Origin of the sequence: Hymenobacter citatus (genome assembly GCF_014333615.1) — a bacterium.
GTDB classification, from domain to species: Bacteria; Bacteroidota; Bacteroidia; order Cytophagales; family Hymenobacteraceae; genus Hymenobacter; species Hymenobacter citatus.
This window is the reverse complement of sequence record NZ_JACSCY010000009.1, coordinates 39860-55881: the sequence shown is the minus strand read 5'-3', so window position 1 is coordinate 55881 and position 16022 is coordinate 39860. Positions and strand designations below refer to the sequence as shown.

At 59.7% G+C, this 16022-nt stretch carries 7 protein-coding genes; 4 read left to right on the top strand and 3 right to left on the bottom strand.

Annotation, left to right across the window (positions count from 1 at the left end; all coding sequences use genetic code 11):
• Positions 1-186: 186 nt before the first annotated feature.
• The gene (locus H8B15_RS12530; RefSeq protein WP_246455449.1) at positions 187-1608 is read right to left on the bottom strand and encodes an amidohydrolase family protein; all 1422 of its coding nucleotides are present in this window, start codon (positions 1606-1608) and stop codon (positions 187-189) included.
• Between the two features lie 63 nt (positions 1609-1671).
• Positions 1672-4728, bottom strand: a complete 3057-nt coding sequence (locus H8B15_RS12525) for an amidohydrolase family protein (RefSeq protein ID WP_246455448.1) — start codon at positions 4726-4728, stop codon at positions 1672-1674.
• A gap of 480 nt (positions 4729-5208) precedes the next feature.
• On the opposite strand from H8B15_RS12525, the gene H8B15_RS21395 reads away from it, so the two are divergent.
• The 4 genes from H8B15_RS21395 (at position 5209) to H8B15_RS12510 (ending at position 14177) form a co-directional block, all read left to right on the top strand.
• Positions 5209-5454, top strand: a complete 246-nt coding sequence (locus H8B15_RS21395; protein WP_425489802.1) for a PID-CTERM protein-sorting domain-containing protein — start codon at positions 5209-5211, stop codon at positions 5452-5454.
• Between the two features lie 467 nt (positions 5455-5921).
• On the top strand, positions 5922-6953 hold the full coding sequence (locus H8B15_RS12520) for a hypothetical protein (RefSeq protein WP_187320033.1): 1032 nt from the start codon (positions 5922-5924) through the stop codon (positions 6951-6953).
• A 30-nt stretch (positions 6954-6983) separates the two neighbouring features.
• Positions 6984-13775 carry a T9SS type A sorting domain-containing protein gene (locus tag H8B15_RS12515; RefSeq protein ID WP_187320032.1) on the top strand — a complete coding sequence of 2264 codons (6792 nt, stop codon included), beginning with the start codon at positions 6984-6986 and terminating at the stop codon, positions 13773-13775.
• A gap of 189 nt (positions 13776-13964) precedes the next feature.
• Complete coding sequence (locus tag H8B15_RS12510) at positions 13965-14177, top strand: hypervirulence associated TUDOR domain-containing protein (RefSeq protein ID WP_187320031.1); 213 nt, start codon at positions 13965-13967, stop codon at positions 14175-14177.
• A gap of 168 nt (positions 14178-14345) precedes the next feature.
• On the opposite strand, the gene H8B15_RS12505 is transcribed toward H8B15_RS12510, so the two are convergent.
• Positions 14346-15827 carry an amino acid permease gene (locus tag H8B15_RS12505; RefSeq protein ID WP_187320030.1) on the bottom strand — a complete coding sequence of 494 codons (1482 nt, stop codon included), beginning with the start codon at positions 15825-15827 and terminating at the stop codon, positions 14346-14348.
• Between the last annotated feature and the right edge of the window lie 195 nt (positions 15828-16022).

Below are 16022 nucleotides of genomic sequence, written 5' to 3'. Positions count from 1 at the left end.
CTCTGCTTTTACGAGAGCGACGCTACCAAAGGTAATGCGAAATTATATATAGGAATATGATACTTCTTTTGTGGCGTTTCGAGCACTGTTTTATCAACCTAGCTGGTACTACCAACCTACTTCCTATAACTAAAAAAAGCCGCTTCTTCGGGTGAAGAAGCGGCTTTTCATGGCTCATAGCGGGTGCTATTTCAGCCCATACTTGGTCACGAACTTGTTGCTCAGGTACGTTTGCTTGTTGTCGCGGTTGAACTCACGGCCATCGATATAAGCGTGGGTGAGGTCGTTGGTGCGCATGTCGAGCAGGTCGCCGCGGCTCACTACCAGGGTAGCGCTTTTGCCGGTTTCCAGGGAGCCGTAGTCCTTGTCGAGGCCCAGAATTTGGGCGGGGCTAAGCGTTACGGCGGTGAGGGCCTGCTCTTTGGTGAGGCCGAAGCCGGCGGCCGTGCCCGCCACGAAGGCCAGGTTGCGCGAGCCGGCAGTTTCCATGCTGCCTTCGTAATCGAGGCAGTAGCGGATGCCGGCTTTTTGCAGGGTAGCAGGCAGCTTGTAGGCCTGGTCATAGTCGTCGCCGTCGCGTAAGGGTAGGGCATGAATGCGGGAGAGCACCACGGCCACGTCGTTCTGCTTCAGGAAGTCGAGCATCATCCAGGCGTCGCGGGCGCCTACCACCGTCACCTTCTGCACGCCCAGGCGCTTGGCAAAGCGCACGGCCTCCAGAATTTCTTTGCCGTTATCGGCGTGGATGTAGAGCGTTTTGGACCCATCGAACAGGCCGCCCAGCGAGGCCAGCCGCAAGTTGGTAGCGTGAGCAGTGGAGAGGTAGCGGTAGGCCGACGCCTCAGCAAACAACTGCTCCAGCTCGTTGAGGCGCTGCTGGCGGGCCTGCTCCCGACGCTCAGCGGCGCGCGGGTCGTTGGCGGCGCCCCCAAAGAAGCGGGGCGGCGCCGAGGTAGGCCACACCAAGTGCTGGCCCTCGTCGGGGCGCACGGCGGCGTCTTCCCAGTTCCAGGCATCCAGCTGCACCACGCTGCTTTGGCCGGAGAGCAGGCCGCCGCGGGGCGTAATCTGGGCCAGCAGCACGCCGTTGGTACGCACGGTGGGTAGGATGTCGGAGTCGGTGTTATAGGCAATCAGGGACCGGACGTTGGGGTTCAGCTCGCCTACCTCCCGCTCGTCCACCGTCGCCCGCACCGATTCGGTTTCCGTGAGGCCCAGGGTAGTGTTGGGCAAAATTAGGCCGGGGTAGATTTCTTGGCCTTTCACATCCACCATTTCAGCGTCGGCGGCGGGCGTGTAGCCGCTGCGTGCGCCAGCGTACAGGATACGGCCTTTATCGAAAGCCACCACGGCATCGGGTACTACCGTGCCGTTGCCCACGTGCAGCGTGCCACCTGTGAGGACAATGGGCTTGCTTTGGGCCGGTGCTGGCATGGGCACCTGGGCGTGGGCGGCGGTGGCCGTTAGTAAGCTGATAGCTAATAGCTGTTGGCTTTTAGCTTTTTTCAGCCGGGAAAGAAATGTAGTATATCGTTTCATGATGGTTGTCGTTGCTGAGGTAGGGGCGCGTTGCACGCGCCCGTCGTTGCGGTGGTTGCGGGCACTCAAGCTGAATCGTGCAGCCTACCGAACGGGCGGCTGCAAGCAGCCCCTACTTCGTTCTGTACCGGTTTACTGATCCTCTTCCTTCTCCTCGCCCAGCGTGTCGCAGGTGTAGTGGCTGTTGGTGCGGGCGGCTACCTCCTGGGCGGGGGCGCCGGACTTGCGGGCACTCACCATTTTCTGGATGATGCGCAGGCGCTCCTTTTGCATCTGGTCACGCAGCTGCTGATCTTCTTCCAGGCTGAACATCTGACGGCCGTCCACGAAGGTGCGCTCGGCTTTGGCGTACACGCTCAGCGGGTGCTCGTTCCAGAGCACCACGTCGGCGTCCTTGCCCTCCTTGATGCTACCCATGTGCGAGTCGAGGTGCAGCATCTTGGCCGGGTTGATGGTGATGAGGCGCATAGCCTGCTCTTCGCTCAGCCCGCCGTATTTCACGGTTTTGGCGGCTTCCTGGTTAAGGCGGCGACTCATCTCGGCGTCGTCGGAGTTGATGGCCACGTTCACGCCTACCTTGGTCATGATGGCGGCGTTGTAGGGAATGGCGTCGCGCACCTCGTTTTTGTAGGCCCACCAGTCGGAGAAGGTACCGGCGTTGATGCCGCGGGCCGCCATCTTGTCGGCTACCTTATAGCCTTCCAAGATGTGCGTAAAGGTGTTCACCTTGAAGCCCATGCGGTCGGCCACGTTCATCATCATGTTGATTTCCGACTGCACGTAGCTGTGGCAGGTGATGTGGCGGTCGTCGCGCAGGATTTCTACCAGCGCCTCCAGCTCCAGGTCGCGGCGCGGGGGCTCGGTTTTGGCCTGCTTGCTTTTCGACAGCTTATTATAGGTAGCCCACTCCTTTTCGTATTCCTTGGCGCGGGTGAAGGCATCCACAAACACCTGCTCAGTGCCCATGCGGGATTGGGGGAAACGCAGGGTATTGGCTTCGCCCCAGTTGCTCTGCTTCACGTTTTCGCCGAGGGCAAACTTGATGAAGCCCGGCGCATCTTTGATTTTCAGGTCATTCGCATCCATGCCCCAGCGCATCTTGATAATAGCCGACTGTCCGCCGATGGGGTTGGCCGAGCCGTGCAGGAGCTGCGCGGCCACCACGCCGCCGGCCAGGTCGCGGTAGAGGCCCACGTCCTCGGGGTCCACCACGTCGCCTACCCGCACTTCGCTGGTCACGGCCTGGGTGCCCTCGTTCACGCCCTGCGAAATGGCAATGTGCGAGTGCTCGTCGATGATGCCGGGGGTGAGGTGCTTCCCAGTGCCATCTACGGTGCGGGCGCCGCTAGGGGCGCTCAGGTTCTTGCCTACCTTGGCAATTTTGCCGTTTTGCAGCAACACGTCGGTGTTTTCGAGTTTGCCGGCGGCTTCGCTGGTCCACACGGTGGCGTTCTTAATCAGCACGGTTTCCTGCTTGGGAACCTCGGTGCGACCATAAGAGGCAAACGGGAACGTCAACTGTCCGATTTCCATAGGCCGGGGCGTGCGCGCTGAGTCGCGGCGGGCCGCTAGGGTAGCGCCCTCCTGACGGCGGGCCGTCCACTTCACCATGCTGGCGTCGGGCAGCTCGGCGTCGCCGCGAAACGTGTTGCCTTCGGCGGTGTAATAGCCACTGAGGCGCATGGAGCCGGCATTTTTGCCTTTCGCAGCAGCGTACACAATAGTAGCCAGGTCGCTGGTTATGGTCATGGTGCCTTTCACCGTGTCGGCGGCGGCGCGCACTACCTTCATCTGGGGCGCTTCGGGCTTGCCGCTCACCAGCATCTTCACCTCGGGCTGCTGACCTACTTGCAGCGTGTACACGCCGCGGTAGTCGTTGGGCAGCTCCGTGAGCTGGTACCGCTCGCCCTGCACCCAGTTATCGAGCATCACGTTGTCGTCGGCAAACAGCTTGTTGGAGCACACCAGGAAGTTGGCCACCATGCCGGGCTTCAGGCTGCCTACCTGGTCCTGCGCTTTGAGTAAGGCGGCGGGGGTGGCAGTGAGGGCCTGGAGCGCCTGCTCCTCGGTGAGGCCGTATTGCATGGCCTTTTTGAGGTTGGGCATAAACTTCTTTTTGTCCTTTAAATCACTGGCCGATAGGGCGAACGTCACGCCGGCTTTGGCGAGCATGGCGGCGTTGGCGGGGGCCATTTCCCAGTGCTTGAGGTCTTCCAGGGGCACGCGGGTGGCGTCGTACACGTCGTCTACCTTGTAGGCATCGGGGTAGTTGAGGGTGAGGACCAGCGGGGCGTTGGTGGCCTTCACCTCGGGTAGGCGTTGGTATTCGTCGCCGGCTCCTTTAATAATGTACTGCACCCCAAACTCGTCGCCTACCCGGTCGGCGCGCAGGGTGTTCAGCTTGTTGCTGGCCTCGAAGATGGCGGGCAGGCCACGCTGGCCGTTGAAGGCTTGCAGCGACAGGTTTTCCTCGCGGCGCGGGTTGCGCTGGTTCCAGTTGGCGTCGAGGTAGGTTTGGCGCAGCAGGGCAATGCTACCCATAAGGGAGCCGGGGTAGTCCTGGGTAGAGCTGCCCTTGTCGAAGGAGAAGCCGGTGGCGGCGCGGTCCACGAGAATCACCTCGTTTTCGCGACGGTTGGTATTCAGCGTCACCAAAGAGCCGGTGCCGCGGGCAATGCCGTCGGGCTGCAAGGTCATCACCGCACCGAAGCCCAGCTTACGGTAGGCATCTGCCTGCTCAGAATTCACCTTGAACATCTCAGCCGCGTTGGTTTCGGGCCGGATGGCCTGGTTCCAGTCGTAGGCGCCCTCCTTTTGGCTCTCAAACTGCGGCCCCGCCTCGCGCCTACCCCGGCGCTCGGGCATTTTCACGTCGGGCACGCCGTAGCTGGTAAACATATCCACGAAGCCCGGATAGATGTACTTGCCTTTCAGGTCTTTCACCACCGCGCCCTGCGGAATGGCGACTTTGTTGCCCACGGCCACTACCCTACCGTCGCGGATAACGAGTGTGGCGTCGTCGAGCTTGGTTTTGTAGTCGGTGTAGACGGTGGCGTGGGTGAAGGCGTAGAGGCCCTCGCGCTGGTCGTAGACGCCGTTGCGCGGGTAGGTAAGGGGTTGCTGGGCCCAGGCGGGTAGGCCGGTGGCCAGTAGCCCGAGCAAACCCAGCATGCGTAGTTTTTGGTGCATAGAGTGAATGAAAGAGTGTGGTTTGGAGGAAAAAAACGGGTGGGGGTGGGCGCAGAACAGAGCAGTGGTAAGCTACCCAAAGAAGCGTTGCCAGCCAAACGGGTTGCATGGGCTGAGCTATATAGCAGCATCACCCGGACTACACTGCAATGAACCAAAGAAACAGCTGCCGATATACTTTTTACAGGACAGCTTTCCCGACACTGATAAGGCTGTTTATAAGCATTTTACAATCAGATTTCCATTACCCTATTCGCCTAATCACTAATAGTCAACAAAGCTCAAAAAATGCAAGACTCTTTGATCAGAAATACCAGGAAATTGGTATTGCCGCCGACCAATATTGCGTGGAACTTCTTAAAAAAAGAGGAATTCTGCCTTTATATAACGAATTGAATATAGGTCACTTACCGCACCCCTACCTATTGAAGCACCTCTTTTAGCCTTGTTTCTCCTCATCTCATTCCCTTTTTCTCGCTTATGCTACACCGTTTTATTTCTCTTGGCGCGGGCGTGCGCCACACTGGTTTAAGAGCTGCTCTCCTTCTACTGCTAGTATGCGCCGCTCTTGGTGCATATGCACAGGGACCCGGCTCTGGTGGTCCTGGCTCGGGCGGTCCTTCCCCTGGCGGACCCACGCAAGCTCCTATTGATGGAGGTGCTTCGCTGCTGCTGGCTGCCGGAGCGGCGTATGGCGTGCGACGCTTAGCCGGACGGCGGCGGTAGAAGCGCTACCCTCCTTCCTGACCACTTAATTATATACTGGCAACCAGCTGCTTTCCGGCTGGGCTGGCGGCGCTTTGGTTTCTCTTCTGATGTGATGCGCCCTACTCTTCTACGCCTCCAGCCATCTATCAACAACTGGTAGCAAGCTGATTATCAGCATTTATACACAATCACACGAGCAGCCCTAATCCCTTAGGCGTATGGTATAACCTTTTCCTCCTTTTCTCTATCTGCTAACGCATGCCAGAGGCGCCAGCACCCTTTCGTTTGCTCAGGTTGGCTTCTTCGGCGCTGTGCTATTGCTCCTTATAAGCAACCTCGTGCTACGCTGGCTGCGGCTCCTATACTAGGTGGCGCAACGCTCGCTCTTCTTCTCCTCTTTCTTCCTCTTTTGAGCTTACAACCAGCTGTTTTGGCCTGGTCTGGCTACGCTTTTGTCCTTTTTTCACCCCTACCCTTTTCTGTGTATGAAACCTACCCCTACTACTTTCCTTCTGGTTGTGCTACTTGTGCTGAGCACGCTGGCCGCCCATGCCCAAACCATTCGCCGCGTGAATAACACCGGCATTACGGGCACCAACATCTACACCACCCTGCAAGCCGCCCACGATGCCGCCGCCAGCGGAGACTTTATCTACCTGGAGCCAAATGATAATTCGTATGGCAACCTGACGTGTACCAAGCAGCTTACCATCATTGGCACGGGCTATTTTCTGGAGCAGAACCCTGGCTTGCAGCTGGATAAGCGCGAGGCGACAGTGGGCGCTATTTCTTTCAATAGTAGCAGTGCTGGCTCTCGTATCACAGGGTGTACTATTGCTTCTACTTTGTATGTTGGTGCTAGTAATATGATTGTGGAGCGTAATTATCTACGCTCTGTTTTATACATCGGCTATAGCGGCTCAGAAGGATATACTTCCGTTGCGAATACTGTAGTACGGCAGAACTATATCAATTCCAATCTATCGTTCTTTCTCAACACTAATAGCGTAACAAACACACTAATAGCAAACAACATAATAGTAGGCGGCATAGGTGGAGGCAACAATGCAAATCTGACTAACACGGTTATTACCAACAATGCTATTGGTAGTGCAACAGGCAACAATGGCGCTGGTATCGACGTGAACAACACCGTTATTAAGAACAATATTCTGACTTCTACTTCGGCGAATATTTTCACCCTGCGCAACAACGCCGTGAGCTATAACATCAGTGCGGGGGCGCAGTTTGGCACTGGCAACGGCAACCAGCAGAACGTGAGTGCGACCAGCCTGTTTGTGGGCGGCACGGCCTCTACCGATGGTGCCTACCAGCTGCGGACGGGCACCAATCCGGCCCGCGGCGCCGGGGAAAACGGTACCGACGTAGGCCCCTTCGGCGGGGCGACACCCTACCGCGTGGCGGGTATTCCAAACGTGCCCACCATCTACCAGTACAACCAGACGGTGTCGGGCAACACGCTGAATGCTACCATCAGCACGCGGTCTAACAACTAGGGGCTCCGGGCTACCTAACGCGCTTTTCCGATGAACTGCCTGCACATGGTGCGGCGCGGCTGGCTGGGGCTGGTCGTGCTGCTCGTGGCGGCGGTGGCGGCCGTTGTGCCGCTGCACGCCCAAACTACGCCTCCCCTCGATCGGGTGGAATACTTCCTCGACACGGACCCCGGCTACGGCCGCGCTACAGCCGCTACCCTACCGGCCACGCCTACCACCACGCTGCCCAGCCTGAACTTTGCGGTTGATCTGAGCACGACGACACCGGGCTTCCATAACCTGTTCATCCGCTCGCGGGCGGGGGGTAGCAACTGGAGCCAGACCTACCGCCAGCTGGTGTACGTAGATACGGTGGTAACCACGCCGCCCGCGCCGGCTATTAACCGGGTAGAATACTTTGTAGACACAGACCCCGGCTACGGCCGCGCCACGGCGGCCACCCTACCCTCTACGGCCAGCACTACCCTCTCGGACGTGACCTTTGCGGTGCCGCTGGCGAACCAGACGCCGGGTTTTCACGCCTTGTACTTCCGCTCGCGCGATGCCAACGGCGCCTGGAGTCTAACCCATCGCCAGGTGTTTTACGTGGAACCCGCTACGACCAACAACCCACCTGCGGCCTTGGCTGGGTTGGAGTACTTTGTAGATACTGACCCTGGCTATGGCCGCGCCACCAGCGTAGCCATCAATGGCGGTATTGAGGCTCCGGATGTGCGCTTCTCGGTGGGGCTGGGCTCCCTCGCGCCGGGTTTTCACACGTTGTTTTTTCGCTCGCGCGATACGGCCGGCAAATGGAGCCTGACCCAGAGCCGCCTTTTTTACGTGGACGCACCCGCTGTAACGACCATACCGAATCTGAATAAGGCGGAGTACTACTTCGACACCGACCCCGGCTATGGGCAGGCAATCAACATTCCCATTGCTACGCCCGCCCCGGAGCTGGCCAACCTCAACTTCATTGCCGATGCCAGCGCCCTGCTCGACGGGCCGCACCGCCTGTTTGTGCGCGTGCGCGACGCGGCCGGTAAGTGGAGCCAGGTGCTGAACCGCAGCTTCGTGAAAAGCGGCTGCTCCAGCTCCAACAATCTGGCCGCGAACTTCCCGAATGCCAACTACACCGGCAACGGCTTGACCAGCGCCGCCGTGCTGGCCATTTTCAACGACAACGACGTGACGGGCAGCTCTTCCACGTTTTTCAACACCTACTACGCGCAGGTAGATTTAGGCACGGCGCCGCAACCTTTCTCTACGGTGCAGCTGAATCTGCGCAACGTGAACAGCGCAGCCGTGAGCTACACCCTGCAAATCGAAGCCTCCAGCAACCTTACCAACTGGACCACCATCGATACTTACCAGTCGACGCTGGCGGCCGGCCAAACGGAGCCTACCGTGGTGACTCGTACCCTGGCCACGCCCCAAAATAACGTGCGCGGGCTGCGGCTTCGGTTGCTGCTGCCTACTATTCAGCAGGGCATTCAGCTGACCAACGCGGGCGTCTACAACTTCACCTGCGTAGGCCCTACCATTCTCAGCTTCACGCCCGGTGGCGGCCCGGCCGGCACGGTGGTTACCATCACGGGTACCAATCTGAGCGGGGCTACGGCGGTGAGCTTCAACGGCACAGCGGCCGGTCCTATTCTCAGCAATACTGCTACCAGCCTCACGGTGGCCGCACCCGCCGGTGGTACTTCGGGACAGATTTGCGTGACCACGCCGGGCGGCACGGCCTGCTCGACGCAGAGCTACGCCTACCCGCCCACTATTGCCACGGGCACCGTAACCCAGACGACTATCTGCGGCGGACAGTTTATTCAGGTGCCGTTCAGCACCAACCGGGCCGATTTTGGCAGCGACAATACGTTTAAGTTTCAACTGTCGGATGCCAGCGGAGTATTCTCCAACGATTCGCGGCTGTTTGGTACGCTCATCAGCTCCAACGCCAACGGCGGTACGCTGCAGGACTCCATTCCCTTTCGGACGCCGGCCGGCAGTGGCTACCGGGTGCGCGTGGTAGCGTCAGCCCCGGCTGTATTTGGGACGGATAATGGCGTGAACCTCAAGGTGAATCAGTCGCCCGTGAGTCGGGCGGCCGGGCCGGCTACTGTGCCCAATGGCAGCGCCATCAGCCTGAGCGTAGCGCCCACTTACCCCGGTGCTACCTACTCCTGGACGGGTCCGAACGGCTTCCGCTCCTCGGAGCAGAACCCCACCATTGCCAGTGCCACCGTGCCCGGCGTGGCGCGCTATTCCGTCACGGTGTCGCTGGGCGGCTGTAGCTACGCCAGCTTCGTCGACGTAACGGTGCAGCCAAATATTATTCCCATTCTAACGCTGAACTCCTTTGGGGGCGACCTGTGCTTGGCTACGCCGCGCAGCCTGAGCTTCGTGGTAACGGGAATAGCCTTCCCGAGCGGCAACGTTGTCACGGCGCAATTGTCGGACGCCAGTGGCTCGTTTGCGACACCAGTGGCCATTGGTACGGCGAACTTTAGCGGCTTGGGCAACGGTTCCATTTCCGTTACCCTACCCGGCACCACCGCTACCGGCAGCGGGTATCGAATTCGGCTGGTGGGCTCTACCCCCACTTCCGTAGTCAGCAATGATAACGGCACAGGCCTGACAGTGAATGCCCTACCTCCCGTGACGGTGAGCAGCAACTCGCCCGTGACGGCGGGCGGCACCCTGCAGTTGCAGGGCGGCCCCAGCGCTACCGGCAACACTTATTCCTGGACCGTGCGGCGCGCCGATGGCAGCGGGACCTACTTCTTTAGCGGTCAGCAGAATCCCCAGCTTGCCAACGCCCAGCCGGTGCAGTCGGGTAGGTACCAGCTGCGCATTACCAACGCGGCCGGCTGCTCCGATACAGCTTCGGTTAAGGTAGTGATACAGCCTGTGGCACCTGTTACCACGCTCACGCTGAATGCCTTTAGCGGGCCCCTATGCGCGGGCAGCAGCTACACGCTCAACTACACCGCCGCGGGCCCCAACTTCAACGCGGGCAATACCCTCTCGGCGGTGCTGTCGGATGCGGGCGGCGCGTTCTCGGCCAGCAGCCCGGTTATCGGCTCGGCCACGGTAACAACGGCGGCGGCCGGCACGTTGCCCATCACCATTCCTGCCACCCTCACCGCCCTCAGCGCCACCTACCGCATCCGGCTGGTGAGCAGCAGCCCGGCCCTGACCAGCGAAACGGGTAGCTTGCTGATTACCAATCTAGGCGTGGCGGCGGCCGGGTCGAACTCGCCCGTGGTGGCGGGCACTACTATTTCGCTTACCGCTACGGGTGTGAGCGGCGCCACCTACCAATGGACTGGCCCCAACGGCTACGCAGCCACGGGACCCAACCAAAGTATTGCGGCCGCTACTACTGCCAATGCGGGCACCTACCGCGTTGCCATTACGCTGAACGGCTGCTCTACCACGCTGAGCACCACCGTCAACGTGACGCCAGCGGTTCCGACGGCCAGCATCCAGACCGGCACGCTGACCAACAGTTTGTGTGCGGGCTCCGCGCTGCGTATACCCTTCACGGCCGATGGTTTCACTGTGGGCAACGTCTTCACAGCCCAGCTCTCGGACGCCAGCGGTAGGTTTGGCGCTGCCCCAGTAGTCATTGGCACGCTCAGCAGCGCTACTAGCGGCAGCATTGCGGCCACGCTGCCGGCCAGTATACCTTCTGGCACGGGCTACCGCATTCGGGTGGTAGGCAGCCAGCCAACTGTTGTTGGGGAGGATAATGGATCTAGTTTGAGCATTAATCAACCGCCTGTCACGCAGATTATAGCCCCCGACGCCATCCGTTACGGCTCCCCTATTCCGCTGCGCCTGTCTGCTGCTACTCCGGGCGCTACTTACTCCTGGGTAGTCAGCGGCGGAACAAACTTCTTTTTCCGCTCTACCGATCAGGCCCCTACCACTCCCAACATTACGGTGGTGGGCACAGTCAATATCTCGCTTGTAGTAACGCTGGGCAGCTGCACCTACCTGGCTTCGAAGGATGTAACGGTGCTGCCAGCCCAGCAGCCTGTGCTTACCCTCTCGCGGTATGGCGGCTTACTGCCGATCTGCCTGAACACTCCGTTTAGCTTTGGCTTTACCGTTACGGAAGCGCCTTTCCCCAGCGGCAACGTTATTACGGCGGAGCTTGCCAACGTCAATGGCGGATTTACGGCTACTGTTGGTACTGTCAATTTTAGTGGGCAAGGGCAAGGTTACGTGTCTATTACGCTACCACGTAACACGCCGCCGGGTGGCGGGTATATCCTTCGGCTGATTCCTTCTACGCCGGCCACCGTAGTTCTAGCCCCGCAAACCACCACCATCACGCTACGGCAGCAGCTCACCGTGGCCGTCAGCAGCAATTCGCCGGTGGTGGCGGGCGGCACCTTGCAACTGCAAGCCACTTCCGGCGCGCCCCCCTACACCTGGACCGTGCGCCGCCCCGACAATAGCACGTTCACCGTTAGCACCGGGCAAGATCCGCAGCTGACCATTCCCAACGTGCAGCCGTCGCAGTCGGGCCGTTATGTGCTAACGGCTTCCACCTCCCCCGATTGCACCGACACGGCCTCGACGGTAGTAGTTGTGCAGCCTGTTGCTTCTACGGCCAGTATTCAGACTGGCACGCTAACGGCCAGCAGCTACTGCGCTGGTACTACGCTGCGTGTACCCTTCACGGCCGAGGGCTTCACTGCAGGCAACATTTTCACGGCCCAGCTCTCAGATGCGAGCGGTGTGTTTGGCGCAAATCCTGTTACCCTGGGCACGCTCAGCAGCGCCACCAGCAGCACTATTGCGGCCACGCTGCCGGCCAACACGGCGCCGGGTACAGGGTACCGCGTTCGGGTGGTAGGCAGCCAGCCCGCTACCACTGGCACTACTAACGGCGCGAATCTGACCATCACGCCAGCCGGGACGCTTACTTGGTTGGGCTCGGTGAGCAGCAGCTGGTTTGAAGCGGGCAACTGGAGCTGCGGCACAGTGCCCACGGCAAGCAGCAACGTGCTGGTTCCGGGCGGGTTGTCGCGCTATCCGTCGTTGGCCGCTGGCGACCTTACCCCCACGGCTCTCAACCTGACTATTGCGAGCGGCGCTTCGCTTTCGTTGCATACTAATGCGTTTGCACTGTTGGGCAATTTAGTGAACAACGGCACCCTGAATGCCGACGCGGGCACCCTGCGGTGCGTGGGCACCACCGCCCAAACCATCGGCGGCAGTAGCACCGTGCGGCTCTACAACCTGCTTATCGACAACGCGGCCGGTGTGGCACTGCAAAGTGCCGTGGGTGTGCGGCACCTGCTTGCCCTACCTCGTGGCAACCTGGCATCCGACGGGCACCTGACCCTACTCTCCGATGCCTCGGGTACCGCTCTGGTAGAAAACCCCGTGGGTGGCGGCATAGTAACCGGGCGCAGCACTATGGAGCGGTTTGTGGCCGATGCTACCAGCGCCGGCTATCAGCACTATGCCTCGCCTATGCAACTGGGCACGGCCAAGGTGCAGGAGTTTGCCGACGATATACCCGCATTTGTGCTGAACCCGAACTACAACACGCAAGGCACTTCCGTAATGCCCTTTCCTACCCTGTTCGAATTCGACGAAACCCGCATAAGTTCGGCGCTCTTTGATGTCTTTGACCGGGGCTGGAAGGTACCGGCTGCTACTGATAACCTAGTGCCCGGCCGGGGCTACTCGGTGCAGGTGCTGCCTACTACCACCGTCGACATCAGCGGCACGCTCACTACCAGCGACGTGCGCTACCCGCTCACGCGCGGGCCATACAGCAACTCGGGCTGGCACTTGCTGGGCAACCCCTTCCCTGCCCCTCTCAACTGGGACCGGGTACCGGCCGCCGCAGGAGTTGACCAGGCGGTGTATACCTACGTGCCGACTGGCCCCTACACGGGCTACTACCGCAGCTATGTGAATGGTATGGGGCAGAATGGCGGCTCCAACACAATTGCTGCCATGCAGGGCTTCTTCGTGCGGGCTACCAGCAGCGCCAGTTTGCTGCTGCCTAGTGCAGCCCGCGCTACCCTCACGCCGGTTGCCGCTACCTCGGCCCAACGTAGCAAGACGACGGCCACGGATGCCGCGGCAGTTACGGCCAGCAGCCGCGCCGCGGCAGCGCCTACGCGTCCGCTTGTGCGGTTGAGCCTGCATAGTGGCACCGGGCCTACCGATGAGACGGTGCTCTATGCCACGCCTGCTGCCACTGCCTCCTTCGACCCAGCATTCGATGCCTACAAAGTGCAACTCAACAGTGGCGGCACACCGTCGCTCTGGACGCAGGCTGGCACCGAGGCCTTGGCCATCAACGCGGTGGCAAATCTTGCAGAAGTGGCTTCTGTTCCCTTAGGCCTGCACATAGAGCGGCCGGGCGAATACACGCTGCGAGCAGTAGAGCTGGCCCAGTTGCCCACTGGTACTGAGGTCTGGCTGGAAGACGCCGAATTACACCAACAACAGGATCTGCGCGTCAGTGCTACTTATACATTCCGGGCCACGGCAGGCACTAGCAAAGCGCGGTTTTCTCTGCTCTTTCACCGTCCCGATGCCACGGCTAGTACGGCCGCTGTGTACCTCTACCCTAACCCGACCACTGGCACTACTACCCTGGAGCTAACAGGCCTAACGTCGACCGCGCCCGTGCAGGTAGAAGTGCTGAACACGGTAGGCCAAACCGTACGGAAGCTGACGCACCAGCCCCGCAGCAGCCGGCTCAGCGCTACCCTCGATGTAATAGACCTGCCCGTAGGCGTGTACCTGGTGCGCATCCGCACGGCGGAGGGCACCACCGTGAAACGGCTGGTGCGGGAGTAGCGCAGCGCTTTCCTCAGCCTACTTACCGAACGAAAAAGCCCCAATGCAGACGCATTGGGGCTTTTGTTGTCCTGACCAGCGTTTCGTCGGAGGCATTCCTACCCTCATCTTGTACCGGTGCCCGTAGCAACTTTGTCGTTGCAGGATCGGTATGCGTAAGTATCCATCACCTATCCTACCCCTACCCCCATGTTTCGCAAAGGCAGCAAAGTCAGCTGGAAATACGGCACCGGCACGGCCACCGGCAAAATCGAAGAAGTGCACAAAGACTCTATCACGCGCAAGCTGAAGGGCAGCGACATCACCCGTAATGGCACCGCCGACAACCCCGCCTACCTCATTACCCAAGAAAACGGCGACCAAGTCCTCAAGCTGAAAAGTGAGGTAGAAGCAGCGAAGTGAGTTGCCAGACCGTCATGCTGAGCTTGCCGAAGCATCTCCCGTGCTGCTGTGAGATAGTATTCAACGTCAGCATGCGAGATGCTTCGGCAAGCTCAGCATGACGGTCTATTAACTATAAAAAAAGCCCCGCGAACCAACGTTCGCGGGGCTTTTTTTATAGTTCCTACCTTACTTGCCGGCAGCCTCAGCGGCCCGCTCGCGGTTGAGCTTGCTGTTGTGACGACCGTAGAAAAAGTAAATCACGATGCCAATGGCCATCCAGATGATCAGGCGCAACCAGGTGTCCCAGGGCAGGTTGAACATCATGTAGCCGCAGATCAGGATACCCATGCCGGGCACCAGCGGTACCCACGGCGTGCGGAACGGACGGTGCAGGTTGGGGTCGCGGCGGCGCAGGGCGATGATGCCGCCGCACACAATTACGAAGGCCAGCAGCGTACCGATGCTTACCAGCTCACCTAGCAAGCCCACGGGCAGGATACCAGCCACAATGGCGCACACAACACCCGTGAAGATCGTCGTAACGTAGGGCGTCTGAAACTTGGGGTGCACTTTGCCAAAGATGGGCGGTAGCAGGCCGTCGCGCGACATGGCGAAGAAGATGCGGGGCTGCCCCATGAGCATCACCAGTACCACCGAGGCCAAGCCGGCAATGGCGCCCAAGCCCGTGAAGTAATACAGCCAGCCCAACGAAGGACCCGCAGCTTGCAGCGCTACCAGCACTGGATCGGGCACGTTCAGGTTTTTGTACGAAGTAAGACCCGTAAGTACCAGCGACATCAACACGTAAAGCAGCGTGCAAATACCCAGCGAGAGCAGCATGCCAATAGGCATGTCGCGCTGCGGGTTTTTAGCCTCCTGCGCAGCCGTACTCACGGCATCGAATCCAATATAGGAAAAGAACACCACGGCCGCGCCGCGCACAATACCTTCCCAACCGTAGCGCGAACCACCGCCGGGCAAATTCTCTACGGGCGGAATAAAGGGGCTCCAGTTGGCCGCATTCACATACTTAAAGCCGAAGGCAATAACCAACAGTACAATGGCCACCTTCACAAACACGATGATGTTGTTGAAGCGAGCCGATTCCTGAATACCAATAACCAGTAGCACCGTCATAGCCCCGATAAGGAGCACAGCCGGCAGGTTGATAACAGCGCCTGTGGTGCTGAAATGCGCGCCGTCGTAGGCGATAGGAGCCTGCGAAATGGCAGCGGGCACGTGCACACCGGCTTTTTCCAGAATGCTTACCAGGTTACCGCTCCAGCCCACGGCCACGGTGGCCGCACCAAAGAGATATTCCAAGATCAAATCCCAGCCAATGATCCAGGCAACGAACTCACCCAGCGTGGCATAGCCGTAGGTGTAAGCCGAGCCGGCAATCGGAATCATGGAAGCGAATTCGGCGTAGCACAAGCCCGCAAACAGGCAGCCCAGGCCGGCAATAATAAAGGAGATGACAATGGCCGGACCAGCCGCGTTGGCAGCGGCCGTTCCCGTCAGCACGAAAATGCCGGCGCCGATGATGGCCCCGATGCCCAGCATGGTGAGGTTGGTAGCCGTTAGGGTCCGCTTGAGGCCGCCGCCCTCGCCCTCGTCGGCTTCGTGCATCAGCTTATCGAGGGACTTTTTGGCGAAAATATCTGCCATAGAAGAGAAGGGAGAAAAAGAGAATGAAAAGTGTAAAAGGTGCGCTTACAAAGCCGCGAAATCAGTTCAGGTGGCCCGAATATAGCTTTTATCTGGTTAATGCGAGCGTAGCGACAACGCGCTAAAACATTTCTTCGGCCTCGTTAAACCTTGCTTTTGGGGCGCTGTCCAACGGCCAGTAATCACCCAAAAACA

What these genes read in the sequence shown, in the direction of transcription:
- H8B15_RS12525 (WP_246455448.1), bottom strand. Translation starts at nt 4,728, where the DNA reads ATGCACCAAAAACTACGCATGCTGGGTTTGCTCGGGCTACTGGCCACC.
- H8B15_RS12515 (WP_187320032.1), top strand. Translation starts at nt 6,984, where the DNA reads ATGAACTGCCTGCACATGGTGCGGCGCGGCTGGCTGGGGCTGGTCGTG.
- H8B15_RS12510 (WP_187320031.1), top strand. Translation starts at nt 13,965, where the DNA reads ATGTTTCGCAAAGGCAGCAAAGTCAGCTGGAAATACGGCACCGGCACG.
- H8B15_RS12505 (WP_187320030.1), bottom strand. Translation starts at nt 15,827, where the DNA reads ATGGCAGATATTTTCGCCAAAAAGTCCCTCGATAAGCTGATGCACGAA.
- H8B15_RS21395 (WP_425489802.1), top strand. Translation starts at nt 5,209, where the DNA reads ATGCTACACCGTTTTATTTCTCTTGGCGCGGGCGTGCGCCACACTGGT.
- H8B15_RS12520 (WP_187320033.1), top strand. Translation starts at nt 5,922, where the DNA reads ATGAAACCTACCCCTACTACTTTCCTTCTGGTTGTGCTACTTGTGCTG.